Origin of the sequence: Streptomyces sp. NBC_00557 (assembly GCF_036345995.1) — a bacterium.
GTDB lineage: Bacteria > Actinomycetota > Actinomycetes > Streptomycetales > Streptomycetaceae > Streptomyces.
Window position 1 is genome coordinate 3,310,522 of record NZ_CP107796.1, and the last position, 20,116, is coordinate 3,330,637.

The 20,116-nt window shown below is 71.3% G+C and carries 18 protein-coding genes; 4 read left to right on the forward strand and 14 right to left on the reverse strand.

Translation table 11 applies throughout. The annotated features are described in order from the left end of the window. Positions 1-90 precede the first annotated feature (90 nt). The 3 genes from alr to OG956_RS13910 form a co-directional block, all read right to left on the reverse strand. Entirely contained in the window at positions 91-1,260 is a 1,170-nt protein-coding gene (gene alr / locus OG956_RS13900) for an alanine racemase (RefSeq protein ID WP_330338299.1), read from the reverse strand. 155 nt (positions 1,261-1,415) lie between these two features. After that, positions 1,416-2,846, reverse strand: coding sequence for an NAD(P)H-hydrate dehydratase (locus OG956_RS13905; protein WP_330338300.1), 1,431 nt, complete (start codon positions 2,844-2,846; stop codon positions 1,416-1,418). 47 nt (positions 2,847-2,893) lie between these two features. Next, positions 2,894-3,265, reverse strand: a complete 372-nt coding sequence (locus tag OG956_RS13910; protein ID WP_330338301.1) for a holo-ACP synthase — start codon at positions 3,263-3,265, stop codon at positions 2,894-2,896. 82 nt (positions 3,266-3,347) lie between these two features. Between OG956_RS13910 and OG956_RS13915 the strand changes: the two genes are divergently transcribed. Beyond that, the gene (locus tag OG956_RS13915; protein ID WP_330338302.1) at positions 3,348-4,127 is read left to right on the forward strand and encodes an SDR family NAD(P)-dependent oxidoreductase; all 780 of its coding nucleotides are present in this window, start codon (positions 3,348-3,350) and stop codon (positions 4,125-4,127) included. An 11-nt stretch (positions 4,128-4,138) separates the two neighbouring features. Here OG956_RS13915 and glmS read toward each other — a convergent pair whose 3' ends face one another. Next, positions 4,139-5,986: a glutamine--fructose-6-phosphate transaminase (isomerizing) gene (gene glmS / locus OG956_RS13920; RefSeq protein ID WP_330338303.1), complete on the reverse strand. Its 1,848-nt coding sequence runs from the start codon at positions 5,984-5,986 to the stop codon at positions 4,139-4,141. 268 nt (positions 5,987-6,254) lie between these two features. Here glmS and coaA point away from each other — a divergent pair, with 268 nt between their 5' ends. Both coaA and OG956_RS13930 read left to right on the forward strand, forming a co-directional pair. Further along, the gene (gene coaA, locus OG956_RS13925) at positions 6,255-7,223 is read left to right on the forward strand and encodes a type I pantothenate kinase (protein ID WP_443065676.1); all 969 of its coding nucleotides are present in this window, start codon (positions 6,255-6,257) and stop codon (positions 7,221-7,223) included. A gap of 22 nt (positions 7,224-7,245) precedes the next feature. Then, positions 7,246-8,187, forward strand: coding sequence for a DUF389 domain-containing protein (locus OG956_RS13930; protein WP_330338305.1), 942 nt, complete (start codon positions 7,246-7,248; stop codon positions 8,185-8,187). A 20-nt stretch (positions 8,188-8,207) separates the two neighbouring features. Here OG956_RS13930 and glmM read toward each other — a convergent pair whose 3' ends face one another. From glmM to rplM, 3 genes are all read right to left on the reverse strand, one after another. Then, positions 8,208-9,566: a phosphoglucosamine mutase gene (glmM, locus tag OG956_RS13935; RefSeq protein WP_330338306.1), complete on the reverse strand. Its 1,359-nt coding sequence runs from the start codon at positions 9,564-9,566 to the stop codon at positions 8,208-8,210. Positions 9,567-9,756: 190 nt separating this feature from the next. Then, entirely contained in the window at positions 9,757-10,269 is a 513-nt protein-coding gene (gene rpsI, locus OG956_RS13940; protein ID WP_003998795.1) for a 30S ribosomal protein S9, read from the reverse strand. A gap of 42 nt (positions 10,270-10,311) precedes the next feature. Continuing rightward, positions 10,312-10,755: a 50S ribosomal protein L13 gene (rplM, locus tag OG956_RS13945; RefSeq protein ID WP_240118089.1), complete on the reverse strand. Its 444-nt coding sequence runs from the start codon at positions 10,753-10,755 to the stop codon at positions 10,312-10,314. A gap of 256 nt (positions 10,756-11,011) precedes the next feature. Here rplM and OG956_RS13950 point away from each other — a divergent pair, with 256 nt between their 5' ends. After that, positions 11,012-11,890, forward strand: coding sequence for a hypothetical protein (locus tag OG956_RS13950; RefSeq protein WP_330338307.1), 879 nt, complete (start codon positions 11,012-11,014; stop codon positions 11,888-11,890). A gap of 64 nt (positions 11,891-11,954) precedes the next feature. Here OG956_RS13950 and OG956_RS13955 read toward each other — a convergent pair whose 3' ends face one another. Genes OG956_RS13955 through OG956_RS13985 form a run of 7 tightly spaced genes read right to left on the reverse strand, consistent with a single transcriptional unit; the run spans position 11,955 to position 19,924 of the window. Further along, complete coding sequence (locus OG956_RS13955; RefSeq protein WP_330338308.1) at positions 11,955-13,046, reverse strand: NDP-sugar synthase; 1,092 nt, start codon at positions 13,044-13,046, stop codon at positions 11,955-11,957. Continuing rightward, a complete protein-coding gene (locus OG956_RS13960) occupies positions 13,043-13,597 on the reverse strand; it encodes a GtrA family protein (RefSeq protein ID WP_330338309.1) in 555 nt (184 codons plus the stop codon). The genes OG956_RS13955 and OG956_RS13960 overlap by 4 nt, the downstream gene beginning before the upstream one ends. A 7-nt stretch (positions 13,598-13,604) precedes the next feature. Continuing rightward, positions 13,605-14,360 carry a polyprenol monophosphomannose synthase gene (locus tag OG956_RS13965; RefSeq protein ID WP_330338310.1) on the reverse strand — a complete coding sequence of 252 codons (756 nt, stop codon included), beginning with the start codon at positions 14,358-14,360 and terminating at the stop codon, positions 13,605-13,607. Further along, positions 14,361-15,665, reverse strand: a complete 1,305-nt coding sequence (locus tag OG956_RS13970; RefSeq protein ID WP_330338311.1) for a UDP-glucose dehydrogenase family protein — start codon at positions 15,663-15,665, stop codon at positions 14,361-14,363. It abuts the gene before it with no gap. 34 nt (positions 15,666-15,699) lie between these two features. Continuing rightward, the gene (locus OG956_RS13975; RefSeq protein ID WP_330338312.1) at positions 15,700-17,487 is read right to left on the reverse strand and encodes an ArnT family glycosyltransferase; all 1,788 of its coding nucleotides are present in this window, start codon (positions 17,485-17,487) and stop codon (positions 15,700-15,702) included. Continuing rightward, positions 17,484-18,509, reverse strand: a complete 1,026-nt coding sequence (locus tag OG956_RS13980; protein ID WP_330338313.1) for a glycoside hydrolase family 26 protein — start codon at positions 18,507-18,509, stop codon at positions 17,484-17,486. The genes OG956_RS13975 and OG956_RS13980 overlap by 4 nt, the downstream gene beginning before the upstream one ends. Beyond that, a complete protein-coding gene (locus OG956_RS13985; RefSeq protein WP_330342836.1) occupies positions 18,509-19,924 on the reverse strand; it encodes a glycosyltransferase family 2 protein in 1,416 nt (471 codons plus the stop codon). The genes OG956_RS13980 and OG956_RS13985 overlap by 1 nt, the downstream gene beginning before the upstream one ends. Positions 19,925-20,116 lie beyond the last annotated feature (192 nt).

Consider the following 20,116-nt stretch of genomic DNA (forward strand, 5'->3'; position numbering starts at 1 on the left):
CGATGGTGCCGCTGACGCCGCCGCAACAGGTATGACCGGTGTTACACGTGATACGACTCGCGCTCGGCGAACGGTTGCCCGAGTACTCGGTTACCCGAGTTCTTGCCCGTTCACATAGACGCGGGGAACCCGCGTGCCGATCCGTGTGACGATTTCGTAGGCGATCGTGCCGCAGGCCTGCGCCCAGTCCTCGGCGGTGGGTTCACCGCGGTCGCCGGGCCCGAACAGCACGGCCTCGCTGCCCACCGGGGGCTCGTCGCCGCCGAGGTCCACCACGAACTGGTCCATGGCCACCCGCCCGGCGACCGTGCGCCACTTGCCGGCGACCAGCACCGGGCCGGTGCCGGAGGCGTGCCGGGGGATGCCGTCCGCGTAGCCGACGGGGACCAGGCCGAGGGTGGTCTCGCCGGGCGTGACGTAGTGGTGGCCGTAGCTGATGCCGTGTCCGCCGGGGACGTGCTTGACCAGGGCCAGCGAGGCGGACAGCGTCATCACCGGGCGCAGTCCGAAGTCGGCCGGAGTGCCCAGCTGAGGGCTGGGCGAGATGCCGTACGTCGCGATGCCGGTGCGCACCAGGTCGAAGTGGCTCTCGGGCAGGGTGAGCGCGGCCGGCGAGTTGGCGATGTGCCGCACCTCGGGGCGCACGCCCTGCTCCTCGGCGTACGCCAGCATCCGGCGGAAGACGTCGAGCTGGGCGGCGACGGAGGGATGCCCCGGCTCGTCGGCGCAGGCGAAGTGCGACCACAGCCCGGTGACCTTCACCAGCCCCTCGGCCTCGGCGCGCAGGGACTCGGCGACCAGCTCCTCCCAGTCCGCCCCCGGCTGGCAGCCGTTGCGGCCCAGCCCGGTGTCGGCCTTGAGCTGCACACGCGCGGTACGACCGGCCGCGCGGGCCGCCTCGACGGCCTCCCGCAGCGCCCACATCCCGCTGACCGACACGTCGACGCCGGCCTCGATCGCCTGCCGCCAGGGGCCGCCCGGCACCCACAGCCAGCACAGGATGCGGCCCTGCAGCCCTGCCGCGCGCAGTGCGAGGGCCTCCTCGGGCGTGGCCGTGCCGAGCCAGGTCGCGCCCGCCTCGAGGGCCGCGCGGGCGCACGGCACGGCGCCGTGGCCGTAGCCGTCGGACTTGACGACGGCCATCAGGGCCGCACCGGGCGTCCGGGCGCGCAGGGCGCGCACATTGGCCCGCAGCGCGCCCAGGTCGATCTCGGCGCGGGCACGCAACGGGGCGGTCGGCACAGTCGCAGTCTCACTCATCGCGCCCCAGTGTCTCATCAGGGCCGTGCGGGCTCCGGCCGCAGACCCGGACACCGGCCGTGCGACGCCGTGCCGGCCCTCACGGGCGCGGAGACGGCGCCCAGGGGGGACACCGCTGTGCCCTCTTCCGGCGCTGTTGCCCCGTTCGGCCCGGGTCAGTGCCGTACGTCCCGCCACGCCTGCGGGATGCGGTCCGCCACGTCGTGCGCCCCCACCGGCGCGCCGTCCGAGGCGAACCGGCCGGCCAGGCCGTGGAGGTACGCCGCCGTGCTGCCCGCGTCCAGCGCCGGCAGGCCCGCCGCCAGCAGGGAGCCGCCGAGTCCTGACAGCACGTCACCGCTGCCGGCCGTGGCCAGCCAGGGCGTCCCGGTGGGGTTCACCCGTACGGGGCCGCCCCAGGCGTCGGCGACGAGCGTGGTGGAGCCCTTCAGCAGCACCGTCGCCCGGTACGCCGCCGCCAGCTCCCGCACCGCGACCAGCCGGGCCTCCTCGACCTCCTCGCGGCGCACGCCCAGCAGCGCGGCCGCCTCCCCGGCGTGCGGGGTCATGAGCGTGGGCGCCGTACGGCCGCGCACCGTGTCCCGCTCGGCCAGCCGCAGCCCATCCGCGTCGAGCAGCACGGGCACGTCCGCCGCGAGCACCTCGGCCACGGTCGCCGCGTCGTCCCCGGCCCCCGGTCCGACCACCCAGGCCTGGACGCGCCCCGCCTTGGCCGGGCCCCGGTCGGACACCAGCGTCTCGGGGAAGCGGGCGATCACCGCGTCCCCGGCGGGCCCGACGTACCGCACGGCCCCCGCACCGCCGCGCAGCGCCCCGGAGACGGCGAGCACGGCGGCGCCCGGATAGCGCGCGGACCCGGCGGCGATCCCGACGACCCCGCGCCGGTACTTGTCGCTCTCCGCGGCCGGCGCCGGCAACAGCCGCGCCACATCGGCGTGTTGCAGGGCCTGAAGCTCGGGCTCGGCGGGCAGCTCGAGACCGATGCCGACGAGCCGCACCACCCCGGCGTACTCCCGCCCCGGATCGATCAGCAGCCCCGGCTTGTGGGTGCCGAAGGTGACGGTGAGGTCGGCCCGCAGCGCGGCCCCGCGCACCTCGCCGGTGTCGGCGTCCACCCCGCTGGGCAGGTCCACGGCCACCACGGCGGCCCGGGACCGCTCGACGACCCCCGCGAGGGCCTCGGCGTCGGGCCGCAGCCCGCCCTTGCCGCCGATCCCCACGATCCCGTCCACCACGAGATCGGCCCGCTCGATCAGCTCCTCGGCGCCGGCCGTCCCGGCGGCCGATCCCCCGGCCGCGCGCAGCGCCGCGAGTCCCCCGGCGTGCGCCCGCTCGGGCACGAGGAGCACCGCCGTGACCCCCGCCCCGCGCCGGGCCAGCCGCGCCCCCGCGTACAGCGCGTCGCCGCCGTTGTCGCCGCTGCCGACCAGCAGCACCACCCGGCTGCCGTACACCCGCCCGAGCAGCCCGGCGCACGCCGCGGCCAGCCCGGCCGCCGCCCGCTGCATCAGCGCGCCCTCCGGCAGCCGCGCCATCAGGGCCCGTTCGGCCGCCCGCACCGTCTCCACGCCGTACGCACTCCGCATGGCACCGAGTCTGCCCCGGAACCGCCCTCTCCCACACCCGGGGCCATTCAGCCCTCGGCGACCACCACGGCCGAGGCGACGCCCGCGTCATGGCTGAGGGACACATGCCAGGACCGCACGCCCAGCTCGGCGGCGCGGGCGGCCACGGTGCCGGTCACCCGCAGCCGGGGCTGCCCGCTGTCCTCGACGTACACCTCGACGTCGGTCCAGTGCAGGCCGGGCGGTGCGCCGAGCGCCTTCGCCAGCGCCTCCTTGGCGGCGAACCGCGCCGCGAGCGAGGCGATCCCGCGCCGCCCACCGCCGGGCAGCAGCAACTCCCGCTCCAGGAAGAGCCTTTCGGCCAGCCCCGGGGTCCGCTCCAGCGACGCGCGGAACCGGTCGATCTCGGCGACGTCGATCCCCACTCCGATGATGCTCATGACCCGCAGCCTACGGTCAGGACCGCGTCCCGCCTGCTGGAATACCCCGCCGGGCCGCGCGGACGCCGTCTACGCTCCGCGCATGACGTCCCAGGCCTACCTCTCCGACCTGTTCTCGCTCGACGGCCGTGTCGCCGTGGTCACCGGGGGCACCTCCGGCATCGGCCGGGCCATCGCCGGGGCGCTCGCCCGGGCGGGCGCGAGTGTGGTGGTCGTGGCCCGCACCAAGGAACAACTGGAGCGGACCGCCGAGGAGTTGGCGGCCGACGGCTGCCGGGCCGGCTGGGTCGCGGCCGACCTGGGCACCCGCGACAGCGTGCACGCGGCGGCCGAGGAGGCGGCCGGTGTCTTCGGCGAGCCCGACATCCTCGTCAACTCCGCCGGGATCAACCTGCGTCCGCCGATGAGCGAGCTGGGCGAGGACGTCTGGGACGCCACCATGGCCGTGAACCTCCGGGCGCCCTTCCTGCTGGGGCAGCGGTTCGGGCCCGGCATGGCCGGGCGCGGCTTCGGCCGGATCATCCACATCTCCTCCCAGCAGGCCCACCGCGCCTTCGTGCAGAGCGGTGCGTACGGCGTCTCCAAGGGCGCGCTGGAGTCGCTGGCCCGCTCCCAGGCCGAGGCCTGGTCGCCGTACGGCGTCACCGTCAACACCCTCGTGCCGGGCTTCGTGATGACGCCGCTCAACGCCCGGCTGTCGTCCGATCCCGGGAAGGTGGCCGCCCTCGCCGCCCGCACGATGACCGGCCGCAACGGCCTCGCCGAGGACTTCGAGGGCGCGGCCGTCTTCCTCGCGAGCCGCGCCTCCGCCTACGTCACGGGCCAGTCCCTCTTCGTGGACGGCGGCTTCTCGGTGCACTGAAGGCGCCCCGCCTACTCCACCGTCACCGACTTCGCCAGGTTCCGCGGCTGGTCCACCTCGTTCCCCCTGGCAGTGGCCAGCTCGCACGCGAAGACCTGCAGCGGCACCGTCGCCACCAGCGGCTGCAGCAGCGTCGGCGTGGCCGGGATGCGGATCAGGTGGTCGGCGTAGGGGACCACCGCGTCGTCGCCCTCCTCCGCGATCACGATCGTGCGCGCCCCGCGGGCGCGGATCTCCTGGATGTTGGAGACGATCTTGTCGTGCAGCACCGAGCGGCCGCGCGGGGACGGCACCACGACCACCACCGGCAGGTCCTCCTCGATCAGCGCGATCGGGCCGTGCTTCAGCTCGCCCGCCGCGAAGCCCTCGGCGTGCATGTAGGCGAGTTCCTTGAGCTTGAGCGCGCCTTCCAGCGCCACCGGATAGCCCACGTGCCGGCCCAGGAACAGCACGGTGTTCTTCGACGCCAGCGTCCGGGCCAGCGCCCGCACCGGCTCCATGGTCTCCAGGACCCGCTCCACCTCGACCGAGATCCGGGACAGGTCCCTGATCACGGCCTGGATCTCGTCGCCCCACTTGGTGCCGCGCACCTGGCCCAGGTACAGCGCCACCAGGTAGCAGGCGACCAGCTGGGTCAGGAACGCCTTGGTCGAGGCGACGGCGACCTCCGGGCCGGCGTGCGTGTAGAGCACCGCGTCCGACTCGCGCGGGATCGTGGAGCCGTTGGTGTTGCAGATCGCCAGCACCTTGGAGCCCTGCTCGCGGGCGTGCCGGAGCGCCATCAGGGTGTCCATGGTCTCGCCGGACTGGGAGATGGCGATGACCAGGGAGCGGCCGTCCAGGATCGGGTCCCGGTACCGGAACTCGCTGGCCAGCTCCACCTCGCACGGGATGCGCGTCCAGTGCTCGATGGCGTACTTGGCGATCAGGCCGGCGTGGAAGGCCGTACCGCACGCGACGATGACGACCTTGTCGATCTCCCGCAGCTCCGAGGGCGAGATGCGGACCTCGTCCAGGGTCAGCGAGCCCGACGGGTCGATACGGCCCAGCAGGGTGTCGGCGACCGCCCGGGGCTGCTCGGCGATCTCCTTGAGCATGAAGTAGTCGTAGCCGCCCTTCTCGGCGGCGGCCGCGTCCCAGTCGACGTTGTAGGAGCGGACCTCGGCCGGCTGCCCGTCGAAGCCGGTCACCGTCACGCCGTCGCGGCGCAGTTCCACCACCTGGTCCTGGCCCAGCTCGATCGCGGAGCGCGTGTGGGCGATGAACGCGGCGACGTCCGAGGCCAGGAACGCCTCGCCCTCGCCGACGCCGACCACCAGCGGCGAGTTCCGGCGCGCTCCGACGACCACGTCCGGCTCGTCGGCGTGCACCGCGACCAGCGTGAACGCGCCCTCCAGCCGCCGGCACACCAGCCGCATGGCCTCCGCGAGGTCCGCGCAGGAGGAGAACTCCTCGGCCAGCAGATGCGCGACGACCTCGGTGTCCGTCTCGGACGCCAGTTCGTGGCCGCGCTCGGCGAGTTCGGCCCGCAGCACCGCGAAGTTCTCGATGATGCCGTTGTGGACGACGGCGACCCGGCCCGCGTTGTCGAGATGCGGATGGGCATTGGCGTCGGTCGGCGCGCCGTGCGTGGCCCAGCGGGTGTGGCCGATGCCCGTCGAGCCGGCCGGCAGCGGCCGTTCGACCAGTTCCTTGTCCAGGTTGACCAGTTTCCCGGCCTTCTTCGCCGCGGCCAGCCCGCCGTCCGCCAGTACGGCGACGCCCGCCGAGTCATAACCCCGGTACTCCAGCCGCTTCAGCCCGGCCATCACGACCTCGAGCGCCGACTGTGACCCTACGTATCCAACGATTCCGCACATGGGCGGCAGCCTACGGCGCGAGGACGGCCCGAACTGGCCGCCGTCTGCCCGAAATCGGAAATTCCCACCGTCGTACGAAGCCCACCCCGTGCCCGAACGGCCACCGGCACCGGCCGGCCACCCCCGGACGGCACGCTCCGCACGGGGCCGGCCTCGCCCGACGTCACGCTCCGTACCGCCCGCCCTGTCTCGTCGGGGGTGACGGAGCCCACCCGCCGTGCCGTTCAAACTCCGTTAACAATGAGATGTGATCTCACCGGTCTCCTCGATGCCCCGGAGCGCCCACCGGCACAGGCCGGAGGCGACTCCCTACGTCGACCTCACCCGCGCCGAGTGGAGCGCGCTGCGCGACAAGACGCCGCTGCCGCTCACCGCCGAGGAGGTGGAGAAGCTGCGCGGCCTGGGCGACGTGATCGACCTGGACGAGGTGCGGGACGTCTACCTCCCGCTCTCCCGGCTCCTCAACCTCTACGTCGGCGCCACGGACGGGCTCAGAGGGGCCCTGAACACGTTCCTCGGGGAGAAGGGCTCCCAGTCCGGCACCCCGTTCGTCATAGGCGTCGCCGGCTCGGTGGCCGTCGGCAAGTCCACCGTGGCCCGGCTGCTGCAGGCCCTGCTCTCCCGCTGGCCGGAACACCCGCGCGTGGAACTCGTCACCACCGACGGCTTCCTGCTGCCCACCCGGGAGCTGGAGGCCCGCGGCCTGATGTCGCGCAAGGGTTTCCCCGAGTCCTACGACCGCCGCGCCCTCACCCGTTTCGTCGCCGACATCAAGGCGGGCAAGGACGAGGTCACCGCGCCCGTCTACTCCCACCTCATCTACGACATCGTCCCCGGCGAGAAGCTCACCGTGCGCCGCCCCGACATCCTGATCGTCGAGGGCCTGAACGTCCTCCAGCCCGCCCTGCCCGGCAAGGACGGCCGCACCCGGGTCGGCCTCGCCGACTACTTCGACTTCAGCGTGTACGTCGACGCGAGCGCCGAGGACATCGAGCACTGGTACCTCAGCCGCTTCAAGAAACTGCGCCAGACGGCCTTCCAGAACCCCGACTCGTACTTCCGCAAGTACACCCAGGTGTCGGAGGAGGAGGCCCTCGACTACGCCCGCACGCTCTGGCGGACCATCAACAAGCCCAACCTGGTGGAGAACATCGCCCCCACCCGCGGCCGCGCCACCCTGGTGCTGCGCAAGGGCCCGGACCACAAGGTGCAGCGGCTGAGGCTGCGCAAGCTGTGACCCGTCCGGTTGGATGGGCGCCATGCTGCATCTGCGCCTGATCACCCCGCCCGGCAGGACCGACGAGGTGGTGCGGCTGGTCGAGACGACGGTCGGCGCCACCCATCTCGTCGTACTGCCGGGCGCCGCCCGCGACCCGGCCGGAGACGTCGTGATGTGCGACGTGGCCCGGGAGGCGGGCGACGGACTCCTCACCTCGCTGCGCCGCCTCGGACTCGAGGAGACCGGCTCCATCGCGGTGGAGACCATCGACCTCTCCCTCTCCCGCCGCGCCGACAAGGCCGAGGAGGAGGCCCCGGGCGAGGGCGCGGACGCGGTGCTGTGGGAGGGCCTGGCCGACGCCACCCACGAGGAGTCGACGCTGTCGGTGACCTACCTGGCCTTCATCACGCTCGCCACGATGATCGCGGCCTGCGGTGTGGTCCTCGACAACGCCGTGCTGATCGTCGGCGCGATGGCGGTCGGCCCCGAGTTCGGCCCGCTGGCCGGCCTGTCCACGGCCCTGGTGCAGCGCCGTCCCCGGCTCGCGCTGCGCTCGCTGACCGCCCTGCTGGCGGGCTTCGCGGCCGCGATGGCGGTGACGGCCGGCTTCACCGTCCTCATGGACGCCCTCGGCCTGTTCCACCGGTGGCAGCTGAACGGCGAGCGCCCCGACACGGCGTTCGTGTACGCCCCGGACGCCTTCTCCTTCATCGTGGCCGTCCTCGCCGGCATCGCCGGCACCCTCTCCCTGACCTCCGCCAAGTCGGGCGCGCTGGTGGGCGTGGCCATCTCCGTCACCACGGTCCCGGCCGCCGCCAACGCGGCCGTCGCCCTCGCCTACGGCGACACCGCCCAGACCGTCGGCTCGGCCGACCAGCTCCTGCTCAACCTGCTGGGCATCGTCCTGGCCGGCACGCTCACCCTGCTCGCCCAGAAACGGCTCTGGGCGAGGCAACGCGAACGCACGGCACGGACGGGGTAGGGAGTTTCGCTTGGAAACCCCTAGCCCAGGGCCGACTTCACCGCGTCGGCCAGGCGGCCGGCCACGGAGCGGGCCTGCTCGATGTCGGCGGCCTCGACCATGACCCGGACCAGCGGCTCGGTGCCCGACGGGCGCAGCAGCACCCGGCCGGTGTCGCCCAGCTCCCGCTCCGCCTCGGTGACCGCCGCGGCCAGCTCCGCCGACGTCTTCACCCGCGACTTGTCCACGTCCGGCACATTGATCAGCACCTGCGGCAGCCGCTCCATCACGGACGCCAGCTCCCGCAGCGTACGGCCGGTCTCGGCGACCCGCGCCGCCAGCAGCAGCCCGGTCAGCGTGCCGTCACCGGTGGTCGCGTGGTCGAGGACGATGACGTGCCCGGACTGCTCGCCGCCCAGGGCGAAGCCGTGCTCCTTCATCTCCTCCAGCACGTACCGGTCGCCGACGGCCGTCTGGACCAGCCGGATCCCGGCCTTCTCCATCGCCAGCTTGAAGCCGAGGTTGGACATCACGGTGGCGACGACGGTGTCGGCGCGCAGCGCGGAGCGTTCCCGCATGGCCAGCGCGAGGACGGAGAGGATCTGGTCGCCGTCGACCTCCTCGCCGGTGTGGTCCACGGCCAGGCACCGGTCGGCGTCGCCGTCGTGCGCGATGCCGAAGTCCGCGCCGTGCTCGACGACCGCGGCCTTGAGCTTCTCCAGATGGGTCGAGCCGCAGCCGTCGTTGATGTTGAGGCCGTCCGGCTCGGCGCCGATGGTGACGACCTGCGCGCCGGCCCGGGCGAACGCCTCCGGCGAGACCCCCGAGGCCGCGCCGTGCGCTTCGTCCAGGACGACCTTCAGGCCGTCGAGCCGGTTGGGCAGCACCGAGAGCAGATGGCTGACGTACTGCTCGAAACCCTCGTCGTAGGCGCGGACCCGGCCGACCCCGGCGCCCGTCGGGCGCTCCCAGGGCTCGCCGTGCCGGTGCGAGTCGTACACCGCCTCGATCCGGTCCTCCAGCTCGTCGGCGAGTTTGTGGCCGCCGCGGGCGAAGAACTTGATGCCGTTGTCCGGCATGGCGTTGTGGCTGGCGGAGAGCATGACGCCCAGGTCGGCGCCGAGCGCCCCGGTCAGATGGGCCACCGCCGGCGTCGGCAGCACACCGACGCGCAGGACGTCGACACCGGCACTGGCCAGACCGGCGACGACGGCCGCCTCCAGGAACTCCCCGGACGCCCGCGGGTCCCGACCGACCACCGCCGTCGGCTTGTGGCCCTCGAAGGTTCCCGCCTCGGCCAGCACGTGCGCCGCCGCCACGGACAGCCCGAGCGCCATCTCGGCGGTCAGGTCCGCGTTGGCGACACCGCGCACGCCGTCCGTGCCGAAGAGTCGTCCCACTTGTCCTCCATCCGATCGCACAAGCTGTTCAGCGCCTGAGCGTCTTGTGTCGTTATACGCCCTCGAGCTGGGATAAACGAACGCCCCGACGGCACAGTGGCGTGCCGCCGGGGCGTTCGGAGTACTGGGGCCTGCCCAACGGATCATGCCGCAGACGCGAGGCCGGGCAGGCCCAGCAGGCAGCTGCTGATTAGCGCTTGCTGTACTGCGGGGCCTTGCGGGCCTTCTTCAGACCGGCCTTCTTCCGCTCGACCGCGCGGTCGTCGCGGCGCAGGAAGCCGGCCTTCTTCAGCGGGCCACGGTTGTTGTCGACGTCGGCCTCGTTCAGGGCGCGGGCGACACCGAGGCGCAGGGCGCCGGCCTGACCGGAGACACCGCCACCCGCGATGCGGGCGATGACGTCGTAACGGCCCTCGAGCTCGAGCACCTTGAAGGGCTCGTTGACTTCCTGCTGGTGCACCTTGTTCGGGAAGTAGTCCTCGAGGGTGCGACCGTTGATCTTCCACTTGCCGGTGCCCGGGACGATCCGGACGCGGGCGATGGCGTTCTTGCGGCGGCCCAGGCCGGCGGCCGGCTGGGGCTCGCCGAAGCGGGAGGCCAGGGACTCCGAGGTGTACTCGCCCTCGACGGGGACCTCGGACTCGGTGGTGTAGCTGTCGATGTCAAGCTCTTCGAGCGGCTGCTCGGCAGTGGTCTCGGCCACGATTCTCCTCAGATTCTCTTCAGTCTTAGGGGGTGGCCGGACTTACTGCGCGACCTGGGTGATCTCGAACGGCACCGGCTGCTGCGCGGCGTGCGGGTGCTGGTCACCCTTGTAGACCTTCAGCTTCGAGAGCATCTGACGGCCCAGGGAGTTCTTGGGGAGCATGCCCTTGACGGCCTTCTCGATGGCCTTCTCCGGGTTCTTCTCCAGCAGCTCGTCGTAGCGGACGGAGCGCAGACCACCCGGGTAGCCGGAGTGGCGGTACGCCATCTTCTGGGTCCGCTTGTTGCCGGAGAGGTGCACCTTGTCGGCGTTGATGATGATGACGAAGTCACCAGCGTCGACGTGCGGCGCGTAGATCGGCTTGTGCTTGCCCCGGAGGAGGGTCGCTGCAGTGGTGGCGAGACGGCCCAGGACAACGTCCTGAGCGTCGATGACGTGCCACTGGCGCGTCACATCGCCGGGCTTGGGGCTGTACGTACGCACGGTTCGTAGCCTTCGCTTCGAGTGAATGGTCCTGAACAGGTCACCGAAACGATCACGACAGCCTTGACCCACGGCGGCGACGCAAACCGCGTACGTGGGGTCGCTGGTCATCGGCCCGGTGGACCGGTGTAAGGGCCCGTCCCGTGAGAATGAGCAAGCCAATACACAACGAACAAGCAGGATAACGGCGTCTTCGGTGCGGGTCAAAACGAGCGAGCGGCGTGCTCACCCGCGCCCCCCGTCTAAGATGCGCCCCATGAGTTACGGGCAGGGGGGACCCCAGTCTCAGTGGGATCCCTGGAAACCGCATTCCCAGCAGCAGTCCTGGAACAGCGGCGGTGACGACGGGACCCCGGACTGGGCCGCGCTGGCCGAGGCCTCCGAGACCCGCAACAAGCGCCGCAGGCTGCTGTTCATCGGCGCCGGCGCAGCCGCCACGATAGCCGTCGGCACCGCCGTCGCCATGGCCGTCGTGTCCGCGAACAAGGGCACCGACGCGTCCGGCGGCCCCACCGGCCTGCCCGCCAGCGCCTCCGTGCCGAGCGGCTCGGCCACCCCGTCCTTCGCGCCCACCAGCGCCCCGCCGCCGCTGGACCCGCGCGACTTCATCGCCAGCGCCAAGAAGGACACCGCCCCGCTCAGCGCCGCCACGCTCTTCCCCGGCACCCAGCTGACCGTGGGCGGCACCGTCTACAAGAAGGGCGCCACGGCCGACACGACGAACTGCGCCTCGGCCGCCGGCGGCACCCTGCCGAAGGTGCTCACCGCGAACGGCTGCACCCGTATGATCCGCGCCACCTACAGCAAGGACGGCATCGCGGTCACCGTCGGCGTCGCCGTCTTCGACACCCAGGCCCAGGCGACGAAGGCCAAGGCCCAGACGAACGACGACAGCATCGTCACCGCGCTGCCCGGCAAGGGCGTCAAGCCCTTCTGCGACGGCGCCACCTGCCGCTCGACCCGCAACGCCGTCGGCCGCTACGCCTACTTCACTATCAGCGGCTTCACCAGCGGCAGGAACGTGACCACCAAGGACACGAAGGTCTTCCGCACCGGCGACGACCTGCAGCAGTTCACCTTCGACCAGATCTACCGCCGCGGGCAGGCCCAGGCGTCGGCGGCCGCGAATCAGTGAGCCAGGACACCCCCCGCGTAGCGCCGTGCGTGCGCAGGGGGTGAGTCTGCCGCCCTCCCGGGCGTCAGCCGAGGTGGGCGGGCGCGGAGACGCGGACCGCCCGCTCGGGAAGGCGGACGCCGCAGTCGACGCGGACGCCGGCGGGGACCTCGTTGTGCGGCCCCAGGTGCGCGTGGTCGCCGATCACCGCGTCGACGACGCTGGTCCACTCGCCGACCACCGCGTCACGGCCCACCACGGACCGCTGCACGCGCGCTCCCCGGCCGATGCGCGCCCCGGGCAGAACGACGCTGCTCTCGACCACGGCTCCCGCCTCCACCACGGCGCCGTCGTACACCGCGCTGCCCGCCGTCAGCGCCGCCAGCGGGTCGACCTGCGCCCCGGGCAGAACGAGGGCGGGGCCGGCCGGGCCGGGGAGTGCGGGCGAGGACACGCGGCCGGACACGAGGTCGGCCGACCCGGTCACGAACGCCGCCGGCGTGCCCAGGTCCAGCCAGTACGTCTCGTCGACGACACCGCGCAGAAGGGCGCCCGAGTCGAGGAGACCGGGGAACGTCTCGCGCTCGACGGAGACGACCCGGCCCTCGGGGATGGTGTCGATGACGGAGCGGGTGAAGACGTAGCAGCCCGCGTTGATCTGGTCGGTGACGATCTCCTCGGGCCGCTCGGGCTTCTCGAGGAACGCGATGACCCTGCCGCGCTCGTCGGTGGGGACCAGGCCGTAGGCCCGCGGGTCCGCGACCCGGGTCAGATGCAGGGTGACGTCGGCACCGGAGTCGCGGTGACCGTCCCTGAGGCCCCGGATGTCGAGACCACTGAGGATGTCGCCGTTGAAGACCAGCACCGGTTCGTCGGAGCCGCAGGTCAGGTGGCGGGCGGCGTTGCGGATGGCGCCGCCTGTGCCCAGGGGCTCGGTCTCGGTGACGTAGACCAGTTCCAGGCCGAGTCCGGCTCCGTCGCCGTACTCCCGCTCGAACAGCTCCGCCAGATAGGAGGTGGCGAAGACGACCCGGGTCACCCCCGCCGCCGCGGCACGGGCCAGCTGGTGGGTCAGCAGCGGCACCCCCGCGACCAGCAGCAGCGGCTTGGGCGTGAAGGTGCACAGGGGGTGCAGCCGGGTGCCCTTACCGCCGACGAGGAGGATTGCTTCGCTCATGAGGTTGCCCGCTCCCCGGGGACGTACAGAAGGGTTTCGGAGGGCCCGGCCGGCGGGGCGTGGAAGGCGGGTGCCGCGCCGCGCGAGACGACGGCGGGTTCCGGACGGCCACCGGCCGTCCGGAAGACAAGCGTCCGGTACGACCAGAAGCGGAACAGGGTCGCGATGCCGATGCCGAAGAACTTGGAGACGTTGTTGGCGAGCGTGCTGTCCCAGCCGAGTCCGTAGGTGGTCAGGTAGAGCACGGAGTTCTCGATGACCATGCCGATCGCGCTGAAGAAGAGGAACAGCCCCAGCTCCTTCTTCCGGCCGTTGCGGTCCTCCCGGCCCCGGTCCCGGTACGCGAAGTACCGCAGGCCGAGGTAGTTGCCCATGATGGCGACGGCCGTGGCCACGACGCTCGCCCTGACCGTCTGCCATTGCGCGACGGTCCTGACTGCGTTGAAGACCGCGAAGTTGAGGACGAATCCCGAGAGCCCCACCAGGCCGAACTTCGCGATCTCGCGGAAAAGTCTCCCCGACCGCGAGGGAACCGCGTGCCGTCCGCCCATCGTGACGTCAGCTCCGCCGGTTGCGCAGCCGCAGTCGCAGCGGCACCAGGGCCGACTCGATCTGCGTCGCAAGGTTCATCTTGGACACACCCTCCGTGCGCTCCTCGAACCGGATCGGGATCTCCACGGCGCTGTGACCGGCGCGGACGGCCTTGTACTTCAGCTCCACCTGGAAGCTGTAGCCGGCGCTGTCCAGGGTGGCCAGGCCGACGTCCCGGAGGGTCTGCGCGGACCACAGGTTGAAGCCGGCGGTGATGTCCCGGATCTTTGTGCCGAGCACAGCGCGGGCATAGCGGTTGGCGAAGCGGGACAGCAGCACCCGGTGCCTGCCCCACTCCTCGTCGAGCGCACCGCCCTCGACGTACCTGCTGCCGATCACCAGGCCGACGCCGGAGGCAAGGGCCGTACCGAGCATCCGCGGCACCGCCTCCACGGGGTGGCTGCCGTCGGCATCCATCTGCACGACGTACTCGGCGCCCTCCTCCAGCGCGGCGCTCATGCCCGCCACGTAGGCACGTCCCAGCCCGTCCTTCTCGGTGCGGTGCAGCACGCTCATCCGCCAGGGGCCGTCCCAGTTGTACTTCTCGGCCAGCTCCTCGGCGATCCGCCCGGTGCCGTCAGGGCTGGAGTCGTCGACGATCTTCAGGTGCAGACCGTCGAGCGGCAGCCCGAGAACCGCCTCTGCCATGCGCGGCAGGTTCGCCGCCTCGTTGTACGTGGGCATGACCACGGTGACCCGTGCGGCCCGGTACGACTCGCCCATTCAGATTCCCTCCCCTGCCGGCACCGGTCTGCCCAGTGCCAGAAATCGCCAGCCCGCCGAGGTCCACCTGTCCGCGTCGAGCACCCCCCGCCCGTCCACGATGTGCGGACGGGAAACCAGTGACCGGGCCCGCGCCGGGTCGATCTCCCGGAACTGCGGCCACTCGGTGAGATGCAGCACGAGATCGGCCCCGAGCAACGCCTCCTCGGCGGACATCGCGTACCCGAGCAGCGGGAACGTCTTGCGGGCGTTGTCCATCGCCTCTGGGTCGTAGACCGTGACGTCGGCGCCGTCGAGCTTCAGGCGGGCGGCCACGTTCAGCGCGGGCGAGTCGCGGATGTCGTCCGAGTCGGGCTTGAACGCCGCGCCCAGTACGGCGACCCGGGCGCCCAGAACGGCGCCCCCGCACAGCCCGCGGGCCAGCTCGACCACCCGGTCGCGACGCCGCATGTTGATCGCGTCGACCTCACGGAGGAACCTCAGCGGGGCCCCCAGTTCGTCGGCGCGGTGAGCGAAGGCACGGATGTCCTTGGGCAGGCAGCCTCCGCCGAAACCGACCCCGGCACGCAGGAACTTCCGGCCGATCCGGTCGTCGTGTCCCAGGGCCTCGGCGAGGATCCCGACGTCACCGCCCGCGGCCTCGCACACCTCTGCCATGGCGTTGATGAAGGAGATCTTGGTGGCGAGGAAGGCGTTGGCGGCCGTCTTGACCAGCTCGGCGGTCGGGAAGTCCGCGGTGACGAGCGGGGTCCCGGCGGCCAGGACGGGTGCGTACACCTCGCGCAGGGCCGCTTCGGCCCGCGAGGAGGCCACCCCGAACACCAGTCGGTCGGGCCTCAGCGTGTCCTCCACGGCGAAGCCTTCCCGGAGGAACTCCGGGTTCCAGGCGACCTCGGTGTCGTGCGTGTCCGCCAGCCGCCGCGCCGTCCCCACGGGCACGGTCGACTTGCCGACCAGCAGCGCGTCCTCGGCCGCGTGCGCGGCGATCGCCGCGAAGGCCGCGTCGACGTACGTCAGGTCCGCGCCGTCGGAGTCCGCCCGCTGCGGGGTTCCGACGCACACGAAGTGCACCTCGCCGAAGGCGCCGGCCTCTTCGTACGACGTGGTGAAACGCAGCCGCCCGCTCGCCGTGTGCCGTGCGATCAGCTCGGGCAGCCCCGGCTCGTGGAACGGCACGCGCCCGGACTGCAGCGCGGCGATCTTGTCCGGATCGACGTCGACCCCGAGCACCTCGTGCCCGAGTTCCGCCATGCAGGCGGCGTGGGTGGCACCGAGGTAGCCGGTGCCGATGACGGTGAGCCGCATGGGAACGGCCTTTCTCACTTCAGGGAGTGCTGTCTCAGGAGGTCTTGATCCAGATGCGGTACGAGCCGGTGCCGCCGGAGCTGAGGCGGAACGGGATCTTGCCGACCAGCCGGTAGTGGCCGCTCTCGGACACCTGCCGCTCGATGAAGGCGTCCTGCCCTGGGGTGCCGACACCGTCCAGGAGAACGAGGTCGAAGTAGCCGTCCCGCAGAGCGAGGCGGTATCCCTCGTTGCCGTGGTGGACGACGCCCTTCTTGTCCGCGTAACCGATGCCGTAGGTGGACGTCCACTGGGAGTGGTTCGTCTTGTCCCGGAGGTAGTAGACGGGCACCTCGTAGGTCTCGCCGAGATAGTGACCGTGGGGATTCATGTGCGGTTCGATCGCCTTGACCATCGCCGTGGAGTCGGGCCACAGCCCGTACCGCCACTCGGACTGCGAGACCCCCAGGCACAGCGCGGTGACCCAGAGCATGACTCCGAGCTGCGGATACCGGAAGTGCTTGCCGACCAGCCGGATCACGCCGATCCCCGCCATGGGCGCGGCGAACAGCAGGCCGAAGTCGAGGTGCTTGTACAGCGAGACGGAAGTGTGCAGATGGATCTGGTACGCCGGTGCCAGCAGCGCGGTGCCGGTCAGTGTGACGCCGAGCATGGTGCGCCAGCGCCATCCGGGGCCGTCGAGTCCGTACGAGCGCGGTGACTCGTTCATCCGGCCGCGCAGCGCGTAGGCGACGGCGCCCGCGACGGCGGTGGCGAACATCAGGCCGCCCCATTCCAGGGACTTCTCCAGCAGCGCCGAGGCCGCGTCCGTGCCGTGGGCGCGGTTGGTGGTGGTCTGCCGTACACCGGCGAGCACGTCGGTGTACATGAGGCCGAGTCCGGCCAGCACGGCGGTGCCGGCGCCCAGCAGGAGGGCGCGCGGCAGGCACCGCCAGCCCCGGTGGTGCCAGGCGGTGAGCGCCGCAAGGACGATCAGCGTGGGCACGTACAGGGCGGAGGCGTACTTCACTGCGACCGCCAGGACCACGACCGGTGCGGCGAGGAGCACCGCGGCCATGGGTGCCCGGCCGGTGCGGACGATGATCCAGGCGGACAGCGCCAGCAGGAAGATCGCCGGGGCGTCATAGGTCGCGAACCAGCCCAGCACGATCGTCGGCTGAGTCACCGCGAACAGAGCGGTCGCCACGAGCGCGACGCGCTCGTTGAACAGGCGCCGGGTGAAGGAATACAGCAGCGCAGAGGCGCCCAGCAGGCACAGCAGACTGAGCGCTCGGGCCCCGGACAGGCCGAAGTGGCTGTCCACGAAGGCCGCCAGCACCGGGTACAGCATCGGCGAACCGGAAAAGTACGACTCGTAGCCGCTGTGCAGCGGGGTGCCGTTCGTCCAGTGGTCGATCATGTTGTGGCCGGCTGCGAGATACAGCGCCTCGTCCTGGAATGCGGTGTTCGACAGCCGCAGTGACAGCAGCGCCTGGATCACCAGCACGACGGCGAGCAGGCTGCGGCTCACCCACGCCCTGCGGCGGCTCGGGGTGTCGTCCCAGCCCGCGTCGGGCGTCTGCGGAACGTGGTAGCCGGGTTCCGCCGGGTTCTCCGGTGCGGTCACCGTCCGCAGCGCGAACGTCTGCTGGTCCGCCAACTGCTGGTGCGGGTAGGCCCGGGAGTCGTAGCCGTAACCGAGGTGGTCGTGCCCCTCGGTGACCTCGTAGCCCTGCGGCTGGCGCGGGATGTAGCCGTTGGAGTTGAACCAGCCGCCCTCGGGGTCCTCCTCGGCGTACGGGTCGTACGGCTGCGGGGTGTAGTGATCAGGGTGAGAGGTCATGACGGCTTCCGAACGTCGAAGCCGAACCGGTCGTCGGCGGCCAGGTGCTTGAACTCCTCCAGCGCCAGCGGGCTCGCCTCCAGTCTCCAGTCGGCGCGCTTCTTGTAGTCGAACCAGACGAAACCGAGCATGCGGTCGTCCGCCTCGACGCCCGAGAACAGGTTGCGGACGTCGGCACGGCGTCGCTCGCCGGGCATGGCGGCGGTCTCCAGCACGAGCATGGGCTTCTTGGTGAAGGTGCGGATCTGGTCGCGGGTCGGCCCGAACACGCTGCTGAAGGCGTTGTCCGCGCCGAGGGTGAAGTAGCCGATCAGCCCGATCCAGTCGACGTAGGCGTCACCGGGGTAGTAGGGCTGCAGCTTGACGTCCTTGACCGGGTTGATGATGTTGGGCGACCAGACCCAGATGACGTTGGTGGCGCCGACGTCGACGAAGGTGTCGTGAATGTGCCGCCAGGCGGCCACGTACTGCGCAGGGGTCACGTACTTCGTGCCCCACTTCTCCCAGTTGCCGTTGAACTCGTCCGCGAAGTCGATCACCACGGGCAGGTTCAGCTTGCGGACCGCGGACGCGTACTTCTTGATGTACGCGTCCGACTTGCCCGCCGCGATGTCGGCGAGCGTGGTGTCGAACGGCTCCCAGGACATGAGCGTCATCGCGCCCACGCCCCAGGCCCTGCGCACCCCGCTGGCGTCGAAGCCGTCGCCCCAGCCGGCGTAGTACTCGATGAGGTTCGGCTGCTTGCCGGTCATCCGTGTGTACGCGTCGATCCCCTTGAGGGAGGTCGGTGCGCCCGCCACGGCCGCCCCGTAGTACTTCCTGGCCGGCTTCAGCAGGGGCGAGACGTCGTAGGGGACGTCCTTGTCGGCGCCCGCGGAGTACGGTGCGGCCGTGGTCCCGCGGGACGACGGCGAGCCGCCGGAGTCGTCGCCGTTCAGTGAGCAATCGCTGAGGGCGAGGACGCCTGCCAGAGCGCCGGCCAGGACGACGCGGCGCGTACGGAATCGTTCCTTCAGTCGCATCAGGCATCGGCCCCCGCCCGCGGCTGGACCAGCACCCGGCCCACCACCAGCGCGTAGAACAACCCGGACGACAGGATCAGGGCGAAGTCCGGAGCGTTCATGGTGAACGTCCGGTACACCGCCGCGGTGACCCACACCAGCGCCGTGCCACCGCTCCACACCCACATGCCGATCCAGAAGCGCCGCGTCTTGTTCTTCTTGGCTCCGGACGATCCGGTCGGCTGCCAGCCCATGCGGTTCTTGCGGAGAATGTCCCAGATGGCGAAGACGTGCGCCCAGCCGTACATCATGCGCGCCGCCCAGGCCTCCAGGCGGTAGGGCGCCCGGTGCCACATGGGGAAGATGATCGTGGTGTACACGATGCTGGGCAGCACCAGGAGCAGGTTCTCGGCCTTGAGCTTCTCCGGCATCAACAGCAGCAGCACGATAGGGATGACCGGCGCGGCGAAGGTGAACAGCGCCGTGTGGATGTAGTAGAAGAAGCCGGACATGTAGCAGAGACGGCTGGAGAACCTGATCTTCGCCGTCCAGAACTTGCGGCTGCCGAGCAGGCTCATCGACCCCGAGCACCAGCGGTACTGCTGGTTGAAGAAGGCCCCGGCCGTGTCCGGACACACGCCGGTGGACACCGCGACCGGCACATACCGCAGGTCCCAGCCCAGCCCCCGCAGGTCGAACCCGGTGTGCACGTCCTCGGAGTGCTCGATCAGCGTCGTACCGCCGTTGGTCTCCAGGGCCGCCCGCCGGTAGACCGCGCAGGAGCCCACGCAAATCGCGCCGTCGCTGCTCTGCCGGGCCACCTGGACGGAGCGGTAGAAAAGCTCCTGCACCGCGCCCGCCCCGCGTTCGATCCAGTTCTGCGAGTCGAGTACGCGGAAGTACTGGGGGGACTGGACGATACCGATGCGCGGGTCGGCGTCCATGTACGGCAGCAGTTCATCCAGCAGATCCGCCCGGGGGGTGAAGTCGGCGTCAAGGATGAGGATGAACTCGCCGTCGGAGCGCTCGAAGCCGAAGTGCAGATTGCCGGCCTTCTTGAACCAGCCCCGGTTCTCCCGGGTGCCGTAACGGAACCCGAAATCGTGGGCCATGGCGGCCAGTTCGGGACTCGCGCCGTCATCCAGCACGAACGGCACGCACACCCCGGGGTATCGGTCGGCCATGGCTCGCACATGCCGCCAGGTGTTGTGCAGCACCTCGATGGGCTCCCCGCACACCGGCAGGAAGACGTCGACGGACGGATAGACCTCGGGCCGCCAGTTCTGGACCAGTCGCCGGTGGTGGGCGATGTCGAAGTCCCGGGTGAACCCGTTCACCCGCAACGACACCAGGTAGTAGATGACCGTGAAGACCAGCAGCGGTGTGTAGACCCACAGCACCGGCGTGGACTGCGCCAGCTTGAACTGGCTCATCACCAGGCAGCAGAAACTGACCAGCGAGCTGATCGTCAGGATCCACAGATGCCGGCGGGCGTAGGAGTACTTCTCCCGGTCCGTCGGCGGCACCGGCAGCAGCCCCAGCGGAGCGCCGTCGCCCCGGCCGGCTCTCCGCCGCCCGCTGCCCTGGCGTGGGGCAGCCCTGCGCCCCCCGGTGCGCGCAGCACCAAC